The sequence below is a fragment of the Chryseobacterium shigense genome (assembly GCF_900156575.1).
Taxonomy (GTDB): Bacteria; Bacteroidota; Bacteroidia; order Flavobacteriales; family Weeksellaceae; genus Chryseobacterium; species Chryseobacterium shigense.
The window spans coordinates 165,065-188,875 of record NZ_FTNY01000002.1; the positions used below are offsets into that span (position 1 = coordinate 165,065).

21 protein-coding genes are annotated in these 23,811 nt (G+C 37.1%); 8 read left to right on the forward strand and 13 right to left on the reverse strand.

Annotated elements, in window-relative coordinates; all coding sequences use genetic code 11:
• Positions 1-28: 28 nt before the first annotated feature.
• The gene (locus BW964_RS06235; protein ID WP_076505724.1) at positions 29-1,234 is read left to right on the forward strand and encodes a metallophosphoesterase; all 1,206 of its coding nucleotides are present in this window, start codon (positions 29-31) and stop codon (positions 1,232-1,234) included.
• 317 nt (positions 1,235-1,551) lie between these two features.
• On the opposite strand, the gene BW964_RS06240 is transcribed toward BW964_RS06235, so the two are convergent.
• Together BW964_RS06240 and BW964_RS06245 are read right to left on the reverse strand one after the other, a co-directional pair.
• Complete coding sequence (locus BW964_RS06240) at positions 1,552-2,304, reverse strand: polysaccharide deacetylase family protein (protein ID WP_076505726.1); 753 nt, start codon at positions 2,302-2,304, stop codon at positions 1,552-1,554.
• An 84-nt stretch (positions 2,305-2,388) separates the two neighbouring features.
• A complete protein-coding gene (locus tag BW964_RS06245) occupies positions 2,389-3,354 on the reverse strand; it encodes an NAD-dependent epimerase/dehydratase family protein (protein ID WP_076505727.1) in 966 nt (321 codons plus the stop codon).
• A gap of 277 nt (positions 3,355-3,631) precedes the next feature.
• Between BW964_RS06245 and ggt the strand changes: the two genes are divergently transcribed.
• Entirely contained in the window at positions 3,632-5,320 is a 1,689-nt protein-coding gene (ggt, locus tag BW964_RS06250) for a gamma-glutamyltransferase (protein ID WP_076505729.1), read from the forward strand.
• A 314-nt stretch (positions 5,321-5,634) separates the two neighbouring features.
• A complete protein-coding gene (locus BW964_RS06260) occupies positions 5,635-6,915 on the forward strand; it encodes a dicarboxylate/amino acid:cation symporter (protein WP_076505733.1) in 1,281 nt (426 codons plus the stop codon).
• A gap of 137 nt (positions 6,916-7,052) precedes the next feature.
• On the opposite strand, the gene BW964_RS06265 is transcribed toward BW964_RS06260, so the two are convergent.
• The 6 genes from BW964_RS06265 to BW964_RS06290 form a co-directional block, all read right to left on the reverse strand.
• Positions 7,053-7,904, reverse strand: coding sequence for a diacylglycerol/lipid kinase family protein (locus BW964_RS06265; RefSeq protein ID WP_076506684.1), 852 nt, complete (start codon positions 7,902-7,904; stop codon positions 7,053-7,055).
• 43 nt (positions 7,905-7,947) lie between these two features.
• A complete protein-coding gene (locus BW964_RS06270) occupies positions 7,948-8,775 on the reverse strand; it encodes an RsiV family protein (protein WP_076506685.1) in 828 nt (275 codons plus the stop codon).
• Positions 8,776-8,853: 78 nt separating this feature from the next.
• Entirely contained in the window at positions 8,854-9,726 is an 873-nt protein-coding gene (locus tag BW964_RS06275) for a DUF3857 domain-containing protein (protein WP_076505735.1), read from the reverse strand.
• 266 nt (positions 9,727-9,992) lie between these two features.
• Positions 9,993-10,418, reverse strand: coding sequence for a DUF5684 domain-containing protein (locus tag BW964_RS06280; protein WP_076505736.1), 426 nt, complete (start codon positions 10,416-10,418; stop codon positions 9,993-9,995).
• A gap of 84 nt (positions 10,419-10,502) precedes the next feature.
• The gene (gene gyrB / locus BW964_RS06285; RefSeq protein WP_076505745.1) at positions 10,503-12,437 is read right to left on the reverse strand and encodes a DNA topoisomerase (ATP-hydrolyzing) subunit B; all 1,935 of its coding nucleotides are present in this window, start codon (positions 12,435-12,437) and stop codon (positions 10,503-10,505) included.
• A 207-nt stretch (positions 12,438-12,644) separates the two neighbouring features.
• Positions 12,645-13,076: a helix-turn-helix transcriptional regulator gene (locus tag BW964_RS06290; protein ID WP_076505748.1), complete on the reverse strand. Its 432-nt coding sequence runs from the start codon at positions 13,074-13,076 to the stop codon at positions 12,645-12,647.
• A gap of 258 nt (positions 13,077-13,334) precedes the next feature.
• Here BW964_RS06290 and BW964_RS06295 point away from each other — a divergent pair, with 258 nt between their 5' ends.
• From BW964_RS06295 to BW964_RS06305, 3 genes are read left to right on the forward strand one after another with little or no spacing between them, the layout of a single operon-like run.
• Positions 13,335-14,678 carry a cytochrome ubiquinol oxidase subunit I gene (locus tag BW964_RS06295; protein ID WP_076505750.1) on the forward strand — a complete coding sequence of 448 codons (1,344 nt, stop codon included), beginning with the start codon at positions 13,335-13,337 and terminating at the stop codon, positions 14,676-14,678.
• Positions 14,675-15,679 carry a cytochrome d ubiquinol oxidase subunit II gene (locus BW964_RS06300; protein ID WP_076505752.1) on the forward strand — a complete coding sequence of 335 codons (1,005 nt, stop codon included), beginning with the start codon at positions 14,675-14,677 and terminating at the stop codon, positions 15,677-15,679. Before BW964_RS06295 ends, BW964_RS06300 begins: the two co-directional genes overlap by 4 nt.
• Positions 15,680-15,682: 3 nt before the next feature.
• The gene (locus tag BW964_RS06305) at positions 15,683-16,198 is read left to right on the forward strand and encodes a ClbS/DfsB family four-helix bundle protein (protein WP_076505754.1); all 516 of its coding nucleotides are present in this window, start codon (positions 15,683-15,685) and stop codon (positions 16,196-16,198) included.
• A gap of 136 nt (positions 16,199-16,334) precedes the next feature.
• On the opposite strand, the gene BW964_RS06310 is transcribed toward BW964_RS06305, so the two are convergent.
• The 5 genes from BW964_RS06310 to BW964_RS06330 form a co-directional block, all read right to left on the reverse strand.
• Entirely contained in the window at positions 16,335-17,570 is a 1,236-nt protein-coding gene (locus BW964_RS06310; RefSeq protein WP_076505756.1) for a T9SS type A sorting domain-containing protein, read from the reverse strand.
• Positions 17,571-17,768: 198 nt separating this feature from the next.
• Positions 17,769-19,469: a lysine--tRNA ligase gene (lysS, locus tag BW964_RS06315; protein WP_076505758.1), complete on the reverse strand. Its 1,701-nt coding sequence runs from the start codon at positions 19,467-19,469 to the stop codon at positions 17,769-17,771.
• 318 nt (positions 19,470-19,787) lie between these two features.
• A complete protein-coding gene (gene rlmF / locus BW964_RS06320; RefSeq protein WP_076505760.1) occupies positions 19,788-20,714 on the reverse strand; it encodes a 23S rRNA (adenine(1618)-N(6))-methyltransferase RlmF in 927 nt (308 codons plus the stop codon).
• Between the two features lie 2 nt (positions 20,715-20,716).
• Positions 20,717-21,091, reverse strand: a complete 375-nt coding sequence (locus tag BW964_RS06325) for a c-type cytochrome (protein WP_076505762.1) — start codon at positions 21,089-21,091, stop codon at positions 20,717-20,719.
• A complete protein-coding gene (locus tag BW964_RS06330) occupies positions 21,091-21,315 on the reverse strand; it encodes a hypothetical protein (protein ID WP_076505764.1) in 225 nt (74 codons plus the stop codon). The genes BW964_RS06325 and BW964_RS06330 overlap by 1 nt, the downstream gene beginning before the upstream one ends.
• Before the next feature lie 139 nt (positions 21,316-21,454).
• On the opposite strand from BW964_RS06330, the gene BW964_RS06335 reads away from it, so the two are divergent.
• Positions 21,455-22,099 (forward strand): hypothetical protein, encoded by a 645-nt coding sequence (locus tag BW964_RS06335; RefSeq protein ID WP_076505766.1) that lies wholly within the window; start codon positions 21,455-21,457, stop codon positions 22,097-22,099.
• 253 nt (positions 22,100-22,352) lie between these two features.
• The gene (locus BW964_RS06340; protein ID WP_076505768.1) at positions 22,353-23,777 is read left to right on the forward strand and encodes an anthranilate synthase component I family protein; all 1,425 of its coding nucleotides are present in this window, start codon (positions 22,353-22,355) and stop codon (positions 23,775-23,777) included.
• Positions 23,778-23,811 lie beyond the last annotated feature (34 nt).

Sequence of the window (23,811 nt, forward strand, 5' to 3'; positions counted from 1 at the left end):
TATTCTTTGTGCTTTTTTTAGATCTATCATGCAGAGAAATTTTTTAATCATTGCCGCTATCTTCCTCTTTTTAGAGGTATATATCTACCAGGCTATCAAAACATTAACTGATAATTTCTGGGTAAGACTCGGATACTGGGTGCTATCTTTGACTGTTTACGGAATTTTCGCCTATGAAGTAACTCATTTCCAGCGATCAGACAGAAGTACCATGAGGGCTCAAATCATGATCTCGTTATTCCTGATCTTTATTCTGCCTAAAATTTTCGTCGTTTTATTTTTATTAATTGATGATATTTTCAGAACCGGAGGGTATTTAATAGGATTTACCCAACCGAAAGAAAACTTTTTTCCTGAGCGGAGAAAATTCCTGAGTATTGTAGGATTAGGGCTTGGAGGTGTTCTTTCTGCTCTTTTCATTGACGGGATTACGTTTGGAAAGTACAGACACACGGTAAGAAGAATAAAAGTAAAGATCCCAGACCTTTCGAAAAACTTTGAAGGGTATAAAGTGATCCAGATTTCCGATGTTCACAGCGGTAGTTTTTCAGATCCGAGCAAGCTTCAGCACGCCATTGACTTGATTAATGAACAAAATCCCGACCTTGTACTTTTCACCGGGGACATGGTGAATAATGTATCAGACGAATTCAAACCTTTCATTCCCTTATTTTCAAAAATCAAAGCGAAAGACGGTAAACTGGCAGTTCTGGGAAATCACGATTACGGTGATTATGTAACATGGACGTCTCCTGATGCTAAAAAGAAAAACCTCGAAACACTGATCGAATATGAGAGACAGGCCGGCTTTGATATGCTGAGAAACGAACACAGGGTAATCGAAAGAAATGGAGAAAAACTGTACATTCTTGGGGTGGAAAACTGGGGACTGAAACCATTCCCTCAATTCGGAAAAATAGATGATGCTTTAAAAGGAGTTCCGGAATCTGCTCCGAAAATCCTGATGAGCCATGACCCTACCCATTTTGATTATGTGGTCAAAAAACACCCTGGAAACATCCACCTGACTCTTTCAGGACACACTCATGGCATGCAGTTCGGTCTAGATCTGAAAAACATCAAATGGTCTCCGGTACAGTATCGTTATCCAAAATGGGCTGACCTTTATGAAAGCGAAGGAAAGATGTTGTATGTCAACAGAGGTTTTGGAGTGTTAGGGTACCCGGGAAGAGTGGGTGTATTGCCGGAAATCACACTTTTTGAGTTGAGCTAATTACGGATTTCGAGTGGCACGGCAAGGAATGATTTTGATCATTTTAGAGTCTGATAATGAAAGAGGTAAATGCGAGTTGCTAGTGGGAAATAATGTTTCCTGCTCTTCAATAGTGATAAACCTTTCAGCAATTGAATAAACAAATTGCGGCATATAGACATATTTATTCTTTATTCATAACGCTCAAAAATTCACCTTTCACTTGCGAAGCAAAATTCACCATCGACACCATCAATAACGTCTAAATCCCAAATCAAAAGGCAGCGTTTCAAACTGCGTCGCAATCCTATGATCGGCAACATATCACCACCTGCAACCTAAAAAATATAATCTTTCATACGCGAAGTGGCCATGTCATTCTCGTTGATCCAGCTAAGGAGGGCCTCTAATTTGTCCTCCATTTTTTTGCCCGAAAACAAGCTTCTGTAGTAAGGCACATCAAACGGATACTTTTTGAAATCGGTGAACTGCCAGGAATTAAGATAGATCAATACAAAGTCATCATTCTTCAATGTTTCAAATACCATATTCTTATAATATTTCATAGGTAAGATCTGAAACATGAAATCATTATACGGTAATTGGAAATAGGGAGAGATACTTTCAGGCACAATACTCAGTCCATCCTGTTCGTTGATCTCCGTATCTCTTTTCAATCTTTTGAATGGAAAAAGGATATCTGCATGATCGATATTGGACACATAATTGAACTCAAGCAATTTCAAATTTTCCTGAGCGAGTTTGAAATCTTTTTGTCTGATTCCCCTCACTTGCTTTTCAAGAATATCCTGAATATTCTTTTTTACTTCTTCGATAGTCTGAAGATCTGAATTCAAATTATAAAAAGCAATTTCATGCCCTTTGGATGAAATTGCTTTTATTAAATTCTGAAGTTTTTCTGCGATAGAAATTTCTACAAAAAAACTTGCTTTTATGTCGTGAATATCTAAAATCCGAAGAATGGCTTTGGTATTGCCCTCGGTGACTTTCAGTCTCTCTTCATCAGAAATCTGCAGGCTGTTTTTAGCTTCAGCTTCAATATTAACGATGTTAAAAGTCAGTAAAATCATTTAAATTAAATTTTAGATAATGGTTTTAATTAATTAAAAATCAAATGTTAAAATAAAATGTATTTAAACCTAAACTTTAATTAATTAGTTTTTATTCAGTTTCACTTTAAGATTCTTGATCATGTCTTTTGACATTTCAGAAATTCCGAAATCGTAGGTAAGTCCCCAGTCCTTTTTTGCTACAGAATCGTCAATTGAAGCCGGCCATGAATCTGCAATCGCCTGTCTGAAATCAGGTTTATAATCGATCGTGAATTCCGGTATTTGTTTCTTGATTTCTTCTGCCAGTTCTTTAGGAGTAAATGACATTCCTCCCAAATTATAAGACGAACGTACGGTAAGACTTTCCTTTGGAGCTTCCATTAATTTCAATGTGGCATTAATGGCATCGTCCATATAAAGCATCGGCATTCCTGTGTCTTCAGAAATGAAACTTGTATATTTCCCCTCCTCTATCGCTTCATAAAAAATCTCAACGGCGTAATCTGTAGTTCCACCTCCTGCAGGGGTCTTCCATGAGATAAGTCCGGGATATCTGATACTTCTTACATCTACTCCATATTTATCGAAATAGTATTCACACCATTTTTCTCCAGCCATTTTAGAGATTCCATATACCGTGGTAGGATTTAAAACAACATCCTGCGCTACATTTTGTTTCGGAATTCCTTTCCCAAATACAGCGATTGAACTCGGCCAGAAGATCTTTTTAAGAAGCCCTTCTTTTGCCATTTCACAAAAATGAAGAAGAGGTTCAAGGTTAAGCTTCCAAGCAAAAACAGGCTGCTTTTCTGAAGTCCCTGACAAAAGAGATGCCAGGTGATACACGGTGGTGATCTCGTAATCTTTAATAACCTGTCTTACCAGCTGCGTGTTGGTAACATCCATTCTTTCATAGTGTCCGGCAGCCGTAATTCCCTTCTGCCATCTGTCCAGGCCTGATGCTACTACATTGTCAGCTCCGTGAATTTCAACAAGTCTGTTCGTTAACTCGGTGCCGATCTGTCCCAGAGCACCCGTAATCAATATTCTTTCCGTATAGGATTCCATTTTTAGATATTTTTTTTAGAGTTGTACAAAAGTAAAAAAATCAAGCTTATCATAATAAAAAAGGTGTGCTTAAAAAAACAGGTCTTTATATCAGCCGGAAAAGAAGCACCATTTGCAAGAAATCAATGATAATGATCATTTCCATAAAAACTTCTTAATCATACGTAGCCTTACCTCTTAATTCTTCACTCATAAGATCAGACGTGAACATTCCACCCGGTTAATCTGCCCCTGTTTACATTAAAAAAATAGTTATTTTTGTGTTAAACAAAATCTTATGAAGAAGTTTTTCATTGCGGCAGTGCTGTTGGCAGGTAATGTCTACTGGGCTCAGTTTACAGGTTTCAATATTGTTAAAGAAGTAAAAGTAAAGAATAAAGGAGTCGTCGTATCTGCTCATCCGCTTGCCAGTGAAGCCGGAACACAGATTATGAAAATGGGAGGAAATGCCTACGATGCTGTGGTTGCTACCCAATACGCTCTCGCCGTAGTTTATCCTCAGGCTGGAAACATCGGGGGCGGTGGTTTTTTGGTAGGTGTTAAAAATAATGGTGAAAAATTCACATTAGACTACAGGGAAACAGCTCCGAAAAAGGCCTCACGGGATATGTATGTAGATAAAAACGGAAAGGCTAACACAGATCTTTCTCAATACGGAAGACTGGCTGTAGGTATTCCGGGAAGTATTTCCGGTTTTTTTGCGACTCTGAAATACTGTAAACTTCCGATGGACAAAATCATTCAGCCAGCGATTGATTTGGCAGAAAAAGGATTTGCGATCACAAAAATGGAAGCCGAAATGCTGAATACCCATAAAGAGAAATTCCTTAAAAACAATACCTCTTCCATCGCTTTTGTAAAAGATACCCCATGGAAAGCTGGTGATATTTTAGTACAGAAAGAGCTGGCTGAAACACTCAGATTAATTCAGAAACAGGGAGAAAAGGGTTTTTATGAAGGGAAAACAGCCAACCTGATGGTTTCTGAGATGAAAAAAGGCAACGGAATCATTACGCTGGATGACCTTAAAAATTATAAAACTGCCGCAAGAAAACCTCTGGAATTTGATTATAAAGGAAGCCGCGTAGTTACCATGCCTCTTCCATCAAGCGGCGGGGTATTACTTGCCCAAATGCTGACAATGGCGGGTTATGAAAACCTTGAAAAATACCAGCAGAACTCAACGGAGGCTGTACAGATCATGACGGAAGCTGAAAGAAGAGCTTTTGCAGACAGAGCCGAATACATGGGCGATCCCGATTTCATTGAAGATAAAACGGCCTACCTTACTTCTGACGCTTATTTAAAAAACAGATGGAAAAGCTTCAGCTTCAGCAAAGCAACACCTAGTTCTGAAGTAGGAAAAATTATCTCGCAGCCGAACGAATCCACACAGACGACTCATATTTCTGTCATAGATAAAGACGGAAATACCGCTTCTGTGACCACTACCTTAAATGGATATTACGGAAGTAAAGTCGTGGTTTCAGGAGCCGGATTCTTTCTCAATAATGAGATGGATGACTTTTCCATTAAACCGGGAGTTCCCAATATGTTTGGAGCTGTAGGCGGAGAAGCCAATTCTATCAGGCCTAATAAAAGAATGCTTTCTTCGATGACTCCAACCATTCTCCTTAAAAACGGCAAACCCTATATGGTCGTAGGAACGCCGGGCGGAACTACTATTCCAACTTCTGTTTACCAGTCTATCGTCAATGTGGTAGATTTTAAACTGAATGCGAATATCTCCGTCAATGCACCAAAATTTCACCATCAGTGGCTTCCGGAAAAGATTACGGTCGAAAATAATTTTCCTGAAAGTACGATCACAGTGCTTAAAAGCAAAAACTATGTGATTGAAAAAATAAAATACATCGGAAAAACAGAACTGATTCTGATGGACGACAATGGAAATATCCACGCGGTGGCCGATGGCCGTGGCGATGATTCCGTTGCTGTTGAGTAATTGAAATATAAAATTCCAACCTCTATGCTTCGACTTTGCTCGGCATGACATTCCTTCCTATCAAAATTGTCTTGTTCAGCAAAGTTGAAGCATTATTTATTAATAAATCTAAAATTAATTTTTATAGGAAAAATTTCTACATATTACCCACACAAACAATAAAGATTAATCTTATTCCTCAAAGGCTAATAAAGCCTACTTTAACGGCCTATTTTACTTTTATCATTTTCTTTGTTAAAGTCATCAATTTAACTGACATTCGTCATGTTTTAAGATAAAAATTCTTAATTTCCGGTCTTTAAAATTAAAAAACATTGAAAACGAAAAAAATCTACCAGCAACTTTATTTTCAGGTGATTATTGCAATAACAGCAGGTATACTACTAGGAAGGTTTTATCCTGAACTGGGTGAAAAAATGAAGCCGCTGGGCGACGGATTCATTAAACTGGTGAAAATGATCATTGCTCCGGTTATATTTATCACCCTAACCTTAGGAATTGCTCATATGACTGATCTTAAAAAGGTAGGTCGTATCGCAATAAAGGCAATGATTTATTTCTTTACGTTTTCTACTCTTGCTCTGATTATCGGATTGATTGTAGGAAACCTTTTACAACCCGGACATGGCTTAAATGTAGACCCTGCTACTCTATCCGGCGATGTTTCACAATACCAGCAAAAAGCTCACGACACTACGCTGACAGGTTTTATCATGAATATCATCCCTGAAACCTTATTCAGTCCGTTAGTGGGTGAAAATATACTTCAGGTTCTTCTGGTTGCGATTCTGATGGGTGTTGCTCTGGTTTTGACCAAAGAAAAAAGCCAGAAAGTAACGGATTTTCTACAGGATCTTTCTACACCGGTTTTTAAAATTGTTCATATGCTGATGAAGCTGGCCCCGATCGGCGCATTTGGTGCAATGGCGTTTACTATCGGAAAATATGGTCTTCATTCTGTTTTGAATCTTATCTTTTTGGTAGGAACATTCTATATTACTTCTATCCTGTTTGTGGTCATCGTTTTAGGATCGGTAGCGTGGTATAATGGATTCAGTATTTTTAAGCTGATGTTTTATCTGAAAGAGGAACTTTTGTTGGTTTTAGGAACAAGCTCGTCAGAATCAGCGCTTCCGGGAGTTATGGAAAAGCTTGAAAAAGCGGGTTGTTCAAGAGCGATTGTAGGGCTTGTAGTTCCTACCGGATATTCATTTAATCTGGATGGAACCAATATTTATATGACCTTAGCTTCTTTATTTATCGCTCAGGCTCTGAATATCCATTTGTCTCTTGATAAACAATTGATGCTGCTTTTGGTGGCCATGTTAAGTTCAAAGGGTGCTGCAGGAGTCACAGGAGCCGGATTCGTGACATTGGCGGCAACATTAGCCGTTGTACCTGAAATCCCGATTGCGGGAATGACTCTGATTCTGGGAATCGATAAATTCATGAGTGAATGCAGGGCTTTAACCAATGTGATCGGGAATTCTGTAGCGACAGTAGTTGTAGCGAATTGGGAAAAGCAACTGGATAAAAAGCAGTTGCAGTATTGTCTTGATCATCCTGCTGAAATTGAGAAGAAACTGGAGGTTTGATACTTTTGGAATTCTCCCGAAAACATAAAGAGTCTATTTGAAAGGCGAGAGAAAAACGAATGGGAATTGTTATTTTAATAAAAATGATTCCCTTTTTGAGATTGCTTCGGAGCTTTGCTCCTCGCAATGACCTTAGTCTACACTAAAATATTCAGACTGGCAGGCAATACTTTCACATGTACAGGCGACTCTATTGTATTAAACTCTCCATCAAGATGCCAGTTTTTGGTGGTTACTTTAAAAGAAATTTCTGAAACCGGAAGATAGGTCACATATTCATCATCCTTCAATCTTTTAGTAAACATCCTGAAAGCAAAAAGTGCGGAATAGGTCAATGGAAATTTTTTCACCAGAACCATATCTACCAACCCGTCGCTTTTACTTGCGTTGGGAGCAATGTACGCGTTGTTTCCAAACTGGCGGGTATTGGCAATATTCAGCATGAGATATCTTCCGTTATACTGCTGATACGCTTCGTCTGAGAACTGAACTTTGATGGGTTTATAATTAAAGAATGTCTTTAAGGACACTTTGATATAATTTTTGAATCCGCGGCTGGTTTTTTCAAATTCTTTGACTACTTTTCCGTCAAATCCGGTTCCTGAAACGTTGATCGACAGTCTTCCATTAACGGTAAAAGTATCAATCTTTCGGGATGCTCTGGCCTTAATTTTTTCCAGGAGCTCATCTAAATTCTTATTAAATTTAGTCTCATTGGAAAAACCATTACCTGATCCGGCCGGAAATATGGCCAGAATTTTATCGGTATTAATCAGTTTTCTGGCTACGGTAGAGATCGTTCCGTCACCACCGATTGCTACAAAGATATCTACCTTGTCAAAATGTTCCTTAATAAAATCATCTGTCCCCGGAATAGATTCAGAGATATAATACAAAGGATTGTCAACCTTTTTTTTGAGTTCGTCAAGAAACGGCTGATAATTTTTTTTGGCCGAAAAAGGATTAATGATAAAAGCTGCTTTTTCCATTACCGCAAAAATAGAAAATGCTTCCTGATCCGGAAGCATTAATTTACTTTATTTTCATTCTTTCTTTAAATTCTTCTTTCAGTGTGCCCTTCAGTTCCTCCCACGAAACAGGGATAACGATGTCTCCGGCGGCAAAAGCAGCGATTTCATAAGGGCTGTAATGGAAATACAGGTTTTTCTGGTCAAAATAAAAATTATTTGTGGCCGGGATTACGTCTACCAACAGCATTTCAGAATTGTTTACATCTCCGTCACTGTCTGTTGTTCCGCTATTTTCCTTATTGAGATTCTTCATCAGCAAAGCTTCCAGTTTGTCTTTTGGCATTGAAGTGATGTCTTTGAGTTCCAGTTTTCTATTATTTTTAAGGTCAAAAACCCTTTCTGAAAAACCAAAATTATCGTGTGCCCCACCTTGATAGGCACTGGACACATATTCTATATGCATAAAATCATGATCCGCAGAGACCAGATTCATCTGCGAATTCGCATACCAGCTCTGTGCATATGAAATATCTGAAAGCCAATCTTTACTATCTGCTTTAACGGACTTGAAATATTGGTTTTTATCCTGATCAAGATAAGCTTCGATTCCTTTTTTGGAAAAATCTTTGATTCCCTGATGATGAAAATAAATACTGTCGAGCAGGGTCTTATCTTTCAGGGTTGGAAAAACGAGCATTTTGGAAGTGAAACGTACAGTGAGAGAATCTGCTATTTTTACTGAGTCATTGACTTTAACGGAATCTACCACAAGTTTTTCAGGCTGAGCAACTTCGGTTTTATCAGAAGCAGCAGTGGTATTTTCACCTTTTTTACATGCTGAAAAAGCAAGAAGAGAAGAAACTGCCAGAACGGCAATCGTATTTTTCATAATATTAATTTCTGATAGTAATGCAAAAACCATTCATTTTTTGAATGGTTTTGCAAATTTTCTTTTTCTAAATGATTTTTATGATTTTCTGACCAGACTTATGACCTGATTTTCACTTTTTGAGGCGGTTCCCCAAATCTGTTTGAATGCAGGGTAATACTCTTTAGGATAATCCGGACTGGCCGTCTTTATGGTGGAGATCACTTCAAGTTTGTTACCTTTCTGTTCAGCAACATAACTGTATTCAATTTCTTTATCATCTGTAACAATCTTTTTATTTTTCGGCATCGTTTCGATCACATAGCCTTCCGGTATTTCCAAAATTACTTTTTTCACTTTAGTAAATGAAGAAATAAAATCGATGGGATATTTTCTTTCATCTGCCTGATCGAATTCGTTGGAACTTTTGCTTAAAAAAAGCATAGGATTGATGATTATTTTAAACTGGGATTCTTCCAGAGATTCGTTTGGAGAAGAAAAAGGCACAAAATCAGGAATGAAAATGGTATTCTCATCTGTTCTTTGATAAGAGAAATCAACTGTATAAGGATAATAAGCGGAGGTATAAGACAATGCTAGGATCCTGCTGTCTGAATAAAATACTCCCTGGGTATTATTGGCAAAGTCTCCAAAATCTGATTTTGAAAAGCTTTTTATTTTTTTCCCGGATTCATCATAAACAGTGACTTTAACATCAGAAATATTATCTCCTTTTTTGTAAGGGATATAAATTAAAGCTTTAGAATCACCATCTTTATTTAAAACCGTAGTTACTGTATTATATTGGTATTTGATTTCGTCGATTTTATTGATCAGGACTGTTGTAAAGTCCTTTCTGATGACCACATCAGCATTTTTCTTTAAGTTTTCAGGAATGGCCGAAACCGGATAGGTTTGTGCGAAATATATAGAGGCAGTAGATAGAGCACCTATAACTAAAATTTTCATCATGGTTATTAAAATTGGGCAAAAATAATAAAATCTTAATAAATGTTAATTTTTTTATTTTTAATATAAATACTTATGACACAGAAAAAGTTTCACCAATACAATATTTTTAAAATATATTTTTACTACCACATCTCTCTAAATAAGGATTTTTTGTAATTTTTTCACAAAATTTATTTCTCAGAATTACGATATTAATTATCTTCCACTACAGAGTAAAACACAAAAAAAAGACTCCATTGCTGAAGTCTTTTACTATTTTTTATTAATTACTGATCATTTGGGATTCTGCTACTATCGTATTTATCATTACTGAAAGCAAGAACCGGCACGAAAATAAAGCCGAAGAAAAACAAAAGAATGGTATAAACCGGAGTTTCTTTTCCAAAGGCTTTTGCTAATCGGTCATTCACTACCCATGAAGCGTAAAGGTTAACGAAAGGAATTAGGAATAAGATGAACCACCAGATTGGTTTTTTAACAATATCCAGCAGCACAATGATGTTGTAGATCGGAACAAAAGCTGCCCATGCATCTTCTCTTCCCGCTTTCTGAAATATTTTATACATAGAGTATCCATAAAATAAATAAATCAGCAATCCAAAGATCATAGAGCCCATTCCCAGCCCCGCAGCGGCAGCACCAGACATTGCATCAACCCCTTCATAAGGGTCTGTTTGTAAAAGAGTTAACATATTATTATTTTTTATTGGTTTGCATCAAATATAAAAAAAGCTTCTAATAAATAGAAGCTTTTTTCAATATATTTTTAATAACAATTATGCATCAATCTTGGCATATTTTGCATTTTTCTCGATAAACTCTCTTCTTGGCGGAACCTCATCTCCCATCAGCATTGAGAATATACTGTCTGCTTCTACTGCATTGTCAATCGTTACTTGCTTTAAGATCCTGTGTTGAGGGTTAAGCGTTGTTTCCCAAAGCTGTTCAGGATTCATTTCCCCAAGACCTTTATAACGCTGAACCTCTACTCCTTTTCCATCTGGAGCCATTTCTAGAGTAAATTCTTCACGCTCTTTCTCATTATAAGCATATACCTTCTTGTTTCCTTTCTTTAATAAATATAAAGGAGGTTGAGCAATATAGATATATCCATTCTCAATAAGTTCTTTCATAAATCTGAAGAAGAAGGTAAGAATCAGAGTAGAAATGTGAGATCCGTCAATATCGGCATCGGTCATGATCACTACTTTATGATATCGTAATTTAGCCATATTCAAGGCCTTACTGTCTTCTTCCGTTCCTACAGAAACTCCAAGAGCAGTATAGATGTTTTTAATTTCCTCGTTGTCATATACTTTATGAAGCATTGATTTTTCAACGTTCAGAATTTTACCTCTTAAAGGCAAAATAGCCTGGAAATGTCTGTCTCTACCTTGCTTAGCCGTACCACCTGCGGAATCTCCCTCCACTAAGAACAGTTCGGATTCTGCCGGATCTTTGGATGAACAGTCTGATAGTTTCCCGGGAAGTCCTGAACCTCCCATTGGAGATTTTCTCTGAACCATTTCACGGGCTTTCTTCGCTGCCTGTCTTGCTTTTGCTGCTAAAACTACTTTTTGAACAATAATTTTTGCTTCATTCGGGTTTTCTTCAAGAAAATTGGAAAGCATTTCCCCTACAATTTTATCTACAGCCCCGGAAACTTCAGAGTTTCCTAATTTCGTCTTGGTCTGCCCTTCAAACTGAGGCTCCATTACTTTTACAGAAATCACAGCTGTTAATCCTTCACGGAAGTCATCTCCTGTAATTTCTACTTTTTCTTTTTGCGGAATTCCTAAATCATCAGCATACTTCTTCAATGTTCTTGTCAAAGCACGTCTGAAACCTGCAAGGTGAGTTCCTCCTTCATGCGTGTTGATATTGTTTACATAAGAGTGAAGGTTCTCGCTGAATGACGTGTTGTAGCGCATCGCAACTTCTACCGGAATATCATCTCTTTCTGCTTCCATGAAGATTACATTCTCCATGATTGATTCTCTGTTTCCGTCGATAAATTCAACAAACTCTTTCAAACCACCTTCTGAATGGAAAATTTCCGTCGGGAATGATCCGTCATCGTTAGGCGTTCTCTCGTCAATCAGCGTAATGGTGATTCCTTTGTTAAGGAAAGCCAGTTCACGTAATCTTGTGGCAAGCGTATCATAGTTATACACCGTTTCCTGAAAGATGGTAGCATCCGGCTGAAAGAAAACTTCTGTTCCTCTTTCATCAGTAGTTCCAATTTCAGCAACGTCTGCAAGGGCTTTACCTTCTGAATATTTTTGTTGATATAATTTACCGTTAAGGCTTACCGTAGCCACCAATAAAGTGGAAAGTGCGTTCACACACGATACCCCCACTCCGTGAAGACCTCCGGATACTTTGTAAGAATCTTTATCAAATTTTCCTCCTGCTCCAATTTTAGTCATGACAACCTCCAGAGCGGATTTTTGTTCTTTTTCGTGAAAATCTACAGGAATCCCTCTACCGTTATCTTTTACAGAGATACTCTCTCCTTCGTGGATGGTTACCAGAATGGTATCGCAATACCCTGCCAAAGCCTCATCAATAGAGTTATCTACTACTTCATAAACCAAATGATGAAGACCTCTTACTCCTACATCTCCAATGTACATTGATGGTCTTAGTCGAACGTGTTCCATCCCTTCTAAGGCTTGGATACTACTAGCTGTATATTGTTTTTGACTCATATAAAATTAATAAATTTTGCCTAATGCAAAGACCTACAAATATCGTGATTTTTTTCGACTTATGAAAGTTAAAATATGTCAAAAAAGGATTGTTTTCAATATAAAAAAGCAGACCTTGGCCTGCTCTATTTTTGATGGTTCTTGTACCAACGAACTTTATGTTTTTCAGAATCAATTTTTTATCATATTAAATGATAATCGTGACCTTTACTTCTTTTCGATCAATTTTTCAAGCCTCACGAACATATCATCCTTCTCTTTCAGCATTCTTTCGTACAGGGCTATTTTTTCATCATATAATTCCACAATTTTATCAAGCGGATTGAATGTAGGTTGAAAATTAAAAAAAGCTGGTTGCTGACAATTATCAAAAGAAGCTGTATTTGAAATTATACTGATTGCTTGCTTTTCATCAAAATTCTCAATAGCTTCCGCAGGAACTTTAAGAATATTCGCAACTTTTGCTAAAATATCGGATTCTACAGTTTCCTTCTGCTCAAGAAGAGAAATGTTCTTCTGATTCCAGTCCTCACCCAGCTCAAAAGCCAGTGCTTCCTGCTTAATGCCGAGCATTTCTCTAAAACGCTTGATATTTCGTCCCTGGTGTATTTTTTTATTCTGCATATCTGTGTCAATCATAATAACAAATATAAAGTTTTAGGACAGAAAAATAAAACTCCTCTTCAAAATAAATTATATTCTAAAACATCCTTTATTTTAAGTAAAATATCCTTCTCAGCAAGACATTAAAAAGAATCGATTTCGGAGTAGAACTAAAGAACTTTCAACGCACAAAAAAGCTTAAAGTTATGATCTATTTCTTAAACGTCAACTGTATTAAATCATATTATACATCCGTATTTTATGCTTAAATTTATTTACTCAAAAGTTGATAATATGGATGATTTTATTGCAGCCCGCGCGCAGATGGCCCTGTCGCTGGGCTTTCATATCATTTTCGCCTGTGTGGGAATGGTAATGCCCTTCTTAATGGCCTTTGCCCACTGGAAATACCTCAAAACCAATAATGAAGTATATAAAGGCCTTACCAAAGCATGGAGTAAGGGCGTAGCGATCCTCTTTGCTACCGGTGCCGTTTCAGGAACCATGCTTTCTTTTGAGCTTGGACTTCTGTGGCCGGGATTCATGAAACATGCCGGACCGATTTTCGGAATGCCGTTTTCTCTTGAGGGAACTGCATTTTTTATTGAAGCCATTGCCATCGGTTTCTTTTTATATGGCTGGGATAAATTTAATAAATGGTTCCATTGGTTCTGCGGATTCCTTGTGGGATTGAGCGGGCTGGCTTCGGGTATTCTTGTGGTAGCCGCTAATGCCTGGATGAATTCACCTACAGGATTTGATTATATCAACGGACAATATGTCAATATAGATCCTATTAAAGCCATGTTGAACGATGCCTGGTTTCCTCAGGCGCTTCATATGACGGTGGCGGCATTCTGTGCTACAGGATTTGTCGTTGCAGGGGTTCACGCTTTTTTAATTATGAAGAAAAAGAATGTGGAATTCCATACGAAAGCGTTCAGGATTGCCGCCGGATTTGCCTTAATCGGGGCGTTTGGAGCACCTTTAAGCGGTGATGTGGCTGCAAAATCTGTTGCTGAGAGACAACCTATTAAACTTGCCGCAATGGAAGCTCACTTTGAAACGGAGAAAGGAGCGCCTTTCATTATCGGAGGGATTCCTGATCAGGAAAAGGGTGAAGTAAAATATGCCATTAAAATTCCAAAAGTATTAAGCTTTTTAGTAAGCAACGATTTCAATCATGAAGTTAAGGGATTAAATGATTTTCCAAGAGACGAATGGCCTCCGGTAGCGGTTGTACACTATGCTTTCCAGATCATGATCTTCTTCGGCGTTGTGATGATCTGTATCGGAAGTATCTATCTTTACGCTTTCTTTTTCAGAAAGGAATGGCTGAATAAAAACTGGCTTTTAAAAACCTTTCTGATCGCGACTCCTTTCGGATATATTGCCCTGGAAGCAGGATGGACAGTGACTGAGGTGGGAAGACAGCCATGGATCATCTATGGAGTCATGAGAACAATTGATGCGGTGACGCCCATGCCGGGAATTCAGTACTCTTTTTACTTTTTCACCGCTATTTTTGTTTCTTTATCACTGATTATTATTTTTCTTCTGAGAAGACAGATTCAGATGGTACCAAAACTTTACGACCCTACAGACGCTCAGTTTAACGATAAAAACAAAAAATCATGATCTACGTTGTTATAGGTTTTCTGTGGCTTTCTATCTGCCTGTATATCATTCTGGGTGGCGCTGATTTCGGAGCCGGAATAGTGGAACTTTTTACGCATAAAAAAGCACGTCCCAAAACCCAGGAGCTTATGTATGAATCGATAGCACCTGTATGGGAAGCTAATCATATGTGGCTGATTATTGCGATCGTTATCCTCTTTGTAGGATTTCCTGAAATTTACACCACGATGTCGACCTATCTCCATATCCCTCTGGTGCTGATGCTTTTGGGAATTATTGCCAGGGGAACGGCGTTTACTTTCAGACATTATGATGCCGTGAAGGACAACTGGCAGGTTCTGTATACGCAGATCTTTTATTATGCAAGTCTGTTGACCCCATTTTTCTTAGGACTTATTGCTGCAGCTACTGTTTCGCAGTCTATTAATCCTGACGCTAATACTTTTTTAGATCTTTATATTTTCAGCTGGCTGAACTGGTTCGGTGTTGCTGTAGGATTATTTACGGTTGCCCTCTGCGCTTATCTGGCTGCTATTTTTTCATTAAGAGAAACCCGCGATAAGATGGATCTGACATTGATGATCAAAAAATCTAAACAGACTATGATCTTTGTAGTCTTAACAGGAGCACTGGTATTTTTAGCAGCATATTTATCTGATATTCCTTTGGTCACATGGGTTTTCTCAAAACCATTGGGTATTATGGCAATTTCATTTGCTACAATAGCGTTAGGACTGATTCTTAAAGCTTTACATAACCGGAAATTGCTTCCCGTAAGGGCATTAGCAGGATTTCAGATGGTAATGATCCTTGTTGCAGCTACCTATCAGCATAATCCCGATATCATTTTATTGGGAAATGGACAGCATCTTTCTTTATTGGCTCATATGGCGCCCCCAAAAACTATTGATGCTTTAGGATGGGCATTGATGCTTGGTTCTCTGTTTATTCTGCCGTTTTTGTTTTATCTGATGGCTTCATTCAGCAGACTGAGAAAGTAATATATGGTCCGGTATAAAGACAAAACAGAACTTATTGAAGCTATAAAGAAGAATCATCTGCTTTATGACCAGGAATTTGATAATATATCTGAAGATAACAAGGATTTTCTGAAACCGGGAGTTGACAAAAGTCCTTCACAGAATCTGTCTTATCAACTTGGCTGGACCAGTCTTCTACTTCAATGGGAATCAGACGAGAAGAAGGGAATCGATGTACACACTCCAGCATCTGGATATAAATGGAATAATTTAGGCGGACTTTATGAATCTTTTTATCATAAGTATGGAACTTACAGCCTTGATCAGCAAAGAGAAATGCTGAAGAATCAGGTGAATGAAATTATAAAATGGATTGAAAGCCTTGATCACGAAACTTTATTTATTCCGGAACAGAGAAAATGGGCTACTACCCCCGCCCAGTGGCCCGTCTGGAAATGGATCCATATCAATACGGTGGCGCCGTTTAAGAATTTCAGGACACCTTTGCGAAAATGGAAAAAAGAAACCGGTACAGAGTGATTCTGTACCGGTTTTTTTAAACGTTCTTCTTATATTTTTTCAAATAATATCAGGAATATTCACATAAATATTTGTCAGGACAGGACCCTTGATTTGAAGATATATCTCTTATTCTATAGTGCCCAATTCAAACAGATTAATTTTTAATGAATTTTGTCTGATAACTTTTTTTGTTTGTCTTTATTAACAACAGATAAGTTCCTTTTGTAAGATCAGCAACGTTATTTTTTAAAACCAATGTTTTTAGTATTGACCTTCCTGCCATATCAAAAATTTCTACTGACTCCAACTTTTCATTATTCTGTAATACTATATTGAATTCATCCTGAACCGGATTAGGATAAACAGATAGTTTTCCTTCTTTATCTATTTCCGATGTACTTAATACTGCCGTTCTGATTATCTGTGATAAGTACGTTTTAAATGATCCCATTGTATATCGATACTTGTTTATCACCAGGTATTTATTTCCGTTTACTATTTTAGCATCAATTATATATCCGTCATTGTCAGTGTTCCCCATATAGTAGAAAGAATTATGATTAAAAGTATAATCTTCCATACCATTAGGCTTCAGCCTCATAATCATTTTCAAATTAGGATAACTCCCTATTGTCCAATTATTTAATGAATATCCTCCAAAAAAAACTATATTCCCATCTGAATCAAAATCAGCAGTATAGAACATTGGTGTTGTGAATGCTGTTATAGTCTTTACTCCGTTTACTCCAAAATTAGTATCGATAATTCCGGTAGAAGTATATTTTTCAATAATCATTGTAGAGTTAGAAGTATTGCTAATGGTAAAAGTAATAATTTCATCAGTATTTTCATTTAAATAAAATTTCTCTAAATACAATCCACCTTGATTACCAAATGTTGTATCAAGATTACCATTAAAATCAAGTCTACTTAATCCAAGAGATCTATATATATATAAGTAGTTATTAGAGAGACCTACTATTGAAGTAGGATTATTAAAGTTAAAACTATTGTCAACCTGCCCGTTAGCTAAAATCTTTTTTATTTTATTATTTAAATCTACAAAATATAAATTTGAATTATTGTCAGTAAATACTTGATAATAGTTATAATTTATTGTCAGTGTGCCATTAACTCCATAAGATGAGTCCAAAACTCCATTTGAATCATATTTTTTTATAGTCCAACCTATACTTGGAGACGGAAGTCTCCAAAATGTATAAATATTCTGATCATTGGCAACACAATCCATTTTATTACCAGAAGTAGGACTAACCGGAATAGATCCATTAATCCCAAAATTAGGGTCATAGCTTCCATCCAGCAATTTTTTTTTCAGTTTTCCTTCTCCTGCGTTCGATACTAGAGCAGTGCCATTTGGGGTAAACAAATATGGAAATGTTTCCCAACCGCTAGGTCCTCCAGCATAATTTGAATCTCTGGTTATATAAAATTGCCCCTTAATACTAATTGTAAGGATAAAAAAAAAAATAAAGAAGTTTCATTGTGATGTTTTTTAATTGTGTTAATTTAATAAAAAAGCTGCTTATTTTATCATAAACAGCTTTTTTATTTTATATAGAATTTTTTAAACCAGTTTCATCAAAACATTCTCATCAATCTTCTCCACTTTCACCAAATTATTTTTAGTTAAAGTCTTAGATGCTTTATCCCATTTCTTCCCGGATAATTGGCTTCTTTCTTTTACTTCTGCTAATGTGAATGGCTCTTCCTGAGAATTAAGGATCTCAAGAATTACTTTTTCATCTTCACCCAATTCTATCTGAGGAACCGTTTTTTCCGGTCTCATCTGAGGGAAGAATAACACTTCTTGGATCGATGCATTGTTCGTCAGGAACATGATCAGTCTGTCCATCCCAATTCCCATTCCTGAGGTTGGCGGCATTCCGTATTCCAATGCTCTCAGGAAATCTTCATCAATAAACTGGCCTGCTTCATCATCTCCTTTTTCAGATAATTTTAACTGATCTTCAAAACGTTCTCTCTGGTCGATCGGGTCATTTAATTCAGAATAAGCATTCGCTACTTCTTTTCCACAAACCATAAGTTCAAAACGCTCCGTTAGGCCTTCTATGCTTCTGTGTTTCTTCGTTAATGGAGACATTTCCACAGGATAATCTGTGATGAACGTAGGCTGAATGAAGTTTCCTTCACACTTTTCACCGAAGATCTCATCGATTAATTTTCCTTTCCCCATCGTTTCATTCACATCAATTCCGATAGACTTTGCAAAATCAAATAATTCCTGCTCCGTTTTCCCTGTGATATCGAAACCTGTATATTTTATAATAGCCTCTGTCATAGATACTCTTGCAAAAGGAGCTTTGAAGCTGATCTGATGCTCACCAAATTTTGCTTCCGAAGATCCATTAACCTGAGTCGCGCAGAATTCCAATAATTTTTCGGTAAAATCCATCATCCAGTTGTAGTCTTTATAGGCTACATAGATTTCCATTACAGTAAACTCAGGATTATGAGTTCTATCCATCCCTTCATTTCTGAAGTTCTTTGAGAATTCATACACCCCGTCAAAACCACCTACAATTAATCTTTTCAGATATAATTCGTTAGCAATTCTTAAATATAAAGGGATATCTAAAGAATTATGGTGAGTAATAAACGGTCTCGCAGCTGCTCCTCCTGGAATAGACTGAAGTATGGGTGTTTCCACCTCAAAATATCCTGCCTCATTGAAGAATGTCCTCATCGCATTGTAAAGTTTGGTTCTTTTAACGAAAACCTCCTTTACATTAGGGTTGACCATCAGGTCGACATAACGCTGCCTGTATCTTAATTCCGGATCATTGAACCCGTCATGTACTACTCCGTTTTCATCAGTTTTAGCCTGCGGTAATGGGCGCAAAGATTTTGTAAGAAGCGTAAAGTTCTTTACTAAAATTGTCATTTCCCCTACCTGAGTAGTGAATAAAGTTCCTTCGATACCGATAATATCTCCGATGTCCAAAAGGTGCTTATACACTTCATTGTACAGTTCTTTATCATCACCCGGACAGATCTCATCTCTGTTGAAATACACCTGAATCTTACCCTTAGAGTCCTGCAATTCAGCAAAAGAAGCCTTTCCCTGAATTCTGCGGGACATCAATCTACCAGCGATCTTCACCTTTTTATTCTCAGAAAAATCCTGTTTTATAGATTCTGTAGTATCTGTAATCGTATACTCCTCCGCAGGGAACGCATTTATTCCCATTTCAGTAAGCTTGTTCAGCTTTTCTCTTCTAATGATTTCTTGTTCTGATAATTGCATTTCTTATTTTTCTAAAAGCGTACAAATTTAGGCATTTTTAGTGATTTGTCAATGATGATTTTTTTAATTGTGAATGGTCACTGGTGAATTTGCTTTGCAGGGAATTTATTAATGGTGATTATGATTAGGAGTATCAGTTAAATGTGAATGGTCAATGGTGAATTGTGAATTGGCTTCGCCGTGAATTTTTTGTATGCAATAATATTCACTATTGACTTGTACAGCAAAATCCGCTATTGACACTATCTCCGGCCATTAAAACTATTCACCCAGATTATCATTCAATATTGACTAGCGCAGCAAAATTGACAATTCACTTTAAAACCAGGCTTTCCTCTCTTTCTGAGGAACAAAGGTCCACGCCAGCATTCTGCTTACTTTTTGCCCCTGAGCCATATCGATGATTTTGAAATCAATTACCTTGACCATTTTTAATCTTGTGGTCAGCTTATACAGATTATCTTTTTTAGACACTAAACAGGTAAACCAAAGAACCTGTGAGGAATACTGAGCACTTTCCTCAATCATTTTGGTGATAAAAGCAAGTTCGCCTCCTTCACACCACAATTCAGACTGTTGTCCACCGAAATTAAGTAAAGGTTTTTTTGACTTTGATGTATTGATATTCTTTGTTTTCCTGAGGTTTCCTTTTAATGCTGATTCTTCAGAATCATGAAACGGAGGATTACACATAGAGAATGTAAAACGGTGTCCACTCCCGATGATATTTTTGAAAATATGATGGGAATCAGGTTGTTTTTTTAATTGAATAACTGGTGATAAATCCGGATTGTGATCTAAAATACGCTGTGCATTTTTTAATGAATCCTGATTGATATCTGTTCCCAGCATTGTCCACCCATAAGATCTGTGGGCGAGTAAAGGGTACACGAGATTTGCGCCTGTGCCAATATCCAGACCCGATATCGAACTGCCTGATGGAATTTCGGGACGTTGTTCTGCCAAAAGATCAGCAATATAATGGATATAATCTGCCCGTCCCGGAATAGGAGGACATAAATTAGTTTCGGGAATATCCCAGTTTTTAATATCGTAAAAATGTAAAAGCAATGCCTGATTAAGAAGTTTAACCGCTTTGGGAAGACTGAAGTTAATGGTTTTCGTTTCGTAAGCATTAACAAAAACATAGTGTTTCAGTTCTGGCACACAAGAAATAAGCTGATCAAAATCATAGGGATTGCGATGCAGATTTCTTGTGTGCAGACTGGATTTTTCAGTAGTCATATTTATTTTTTCTGACTCAAAATATATTCTACCATTTTTTTAGCATCTTCTTTAGACACCTGTGGATGGGCAGCCATCGGAACGCCTCCCCAAACTCCGCTTCCGCCTTCTATAATCTTCGAGGCCAGCATTTCAATATCTTTATCAGAATATTTTTCTGCAATCTCTTTGTAAGAAGGTCCTATCATTCTCTCATTTACGGCATGGCATCCTGAACAGTCTAATGTTTCAATGATCTGATCACCTGAAATATTAGCCTTTACCGGCTCCGAAACAGCGGATGTCTCAGAGGGCAATGCTTGTGCCTCCGTATTTTCTTTTTTAGAACAGGAAAGGAGGAAAAACCCCACAGCTCCTGCCAAAAGGAATTTTTTCATTATTTTTTCGCTGCAGTAGAATCTGTTTTAGCAGCTTCAGGAGTTGCTGATGCCGGAGTTGTTGCAGCAGCCGGAGCAGCTTTCTTAGCCGTAGAGTCTACTACTGTCGTAGTTTCAGGCTCTTCAAGCATCGTGTTGCTGTCCTGTAATGTATGATCTGGCTTTTTAGAGCAGTTTACCACTAATAAACTTCCGATAAATGCAATTGCTAATACTTTTCTCATTATTTTTTCTATAAAATTTAGACAAAAATATAAAAAATAAGCGTTTAAACTCATGACAAATGTTCATCTTATTTATATTTCTCCGGAAAATTAATGTTTAGATAATGATTATTTGTACCGATAGTTTTACATTTAAGCTATGATTTTCATCTCCAAAATCCTGTTTTTCACCAGTCATCATGGTTTTTATACCGTGATTATCCTTCTGGTGTTCTTTAGTCTGCTTTCTTTTGTGACCAAAAAGGCCTGGTTCCTCGCACCGATTATTCCTCTGGCTATAGTGAATGGTGTTGCCGGACAGTATCTGAATGCATGGTTTCTAAATAAATACGGCGTTGAGAGTACAGCCATCATCACCTCGGATGTAGAAACCAATTCTACCCTGAATGACATGTATATTCATGATTACGAAGCCATTGTCAAAAAAAAGGACGGAAAATTCATATCAACCTTCTTTTCGACGACCAGTGCAACCATTTACCCGATTGAGAATGCCATCAGAATTCCTGCGATGGGCCAATATTTCCCGGTAAAATATATTCCGGGATATGAGAAAAACATCGTGATTCTTTATGATCAATCCGAGGAAGGAAGCAATAGGCTGAAGTATGAAAAAATAGCGCCGATCCAATCAGCAAAGATCAAATATGAGGCAGACAAAACAAATAAAGAATTCATTGAAGAATATATTGCCGCACTGGAAGATTATCTAAAAAGCTATGACAGTGAAGAGTACAAAGCAAAAATAGAGGAATTAAAAACAGAGTTGAAGCAGCTTAAATAAAGGGTTTCTATTTTAAGTTTTATAATTTTCAGACTTTTTCTTGTTTTTGTATTAAAAAAATTTCTACATTTGTCCCATGTTTAATATGAGCAACAATATTTGGTGGTGGCTTTCAAACTCTTCGTCGGGTCTGGAGGTATTGTCATGTTGCTAAAGATATAGCAGAATAATAAAAATACACAATATATAGGCTTTGACGGATTCCGTTGAAGCCTTTTTTTTATTTAATCCAAAACAAAAAAATACAAGTCAGATGTCCATTCAAAAAATTAAAATAAAGACCGATTCTAAAAAAACATTGGGAGACCTTTATACTCCTATGAATATCTATCTTCAGATCAGAGACAGATTCCGGGATACGATCCTTCTGGAAAGTTCAGACGCCAAAAATATTGATAATAACTTTTCATTTATTGCTGTTAATGCTGTAGCAGGAATTGAAGTTAAAAATCTTACTGAATTTGAAATCAAGCTTCCGGGTTCAGATCCTGTGAAACAGCTGATCGGAGAACGTAATATCGCTGATATTTTTGATGATTTCCAAAGTGTTTTCGAATGTGAAACTACCCATGATCCTATTGAACAGACGGCTCAGAGTCTTTTTGGATACACCAGTTTTGAAGCTGTACAGTTCTTTGAAAACATCCACTTAAAACCACAGAGTCCGGAAGTAGAAATTCCTATTCTCCGTTACAGATTATATCAATATGTCATTGCGATCAATCATTATAACGATGAGATGCATATCATTGAAAATCAAATTCCTGGTTTAAAGTCCGAACTTTATCTGCTTGAAAATCTGATCAGAAATCAAAATACTCCGGTCTACCCTTTTGAGAAAATAGATAACGAAACTTCCAATCTTACCGATGAAGAATATATCGAACTGGTAAAAACAGCTCAGAAACATTGCATGAGAGGGGATGTTTTCCAATTGGTGTTAAGCAGAAGATTTGAACAGAAATTTAAAGGTGATGAATTCAATGTATACCGGGCACTTAGAAATATCAATCCTTCCCCTTATCTTTTCTTTTTTGATTATGGAAATTACAAATTATTTGGATCAAGTCCCGAAAGCCAGTTAATTATTAAAGATCATAAAGCAATTATCCATCCTATTGCAGGAACGTTTAAGAGAACCGGGCATCTGGAAACGGACCTGGAGTCCATAGAAGCATTAAAAAATGATCCAAAAGAAAATGCGGAACACACGATGTTGGTAGATCTGGCCAGAAATGATCTTGGAAAATTAGGTAAAAATGTAACGGTTACTAAACTTAAAGAAATCCAACTTTTTTCCCATGTTATTCATATGGTGAGTGAAGTGACGGCTGATCTTCCGGAAAACCTCAACCCTCTTGATATGGTTTCCGCAACTTTCCCTCAGGGAACTCTAAGCGGTGCTCCTAAGCACAAAGCTCTTCAACTTATCGATCAATATGAAAAAGATTCCCGCGGATATTATGGCGGATGTATCGGGATGATCGGATTAAACGGAACCTGCAACCAGGCGATTATGATCCGGACGTTTTTAAGCAGAAACAATACGCTTTACTATCAGGCGGGAGCCGGACTGGTGGCAAAATCTATCCCTGAAAATGAATTGCAGGAAGTAAACAATAAATTAAATGCACTGAAAAAAGCAGTAGACAAAGCCGGTAAAATAGTGATGAGTTAAAAGTGATGAGTGATAAGTCAACAATAACCGATAA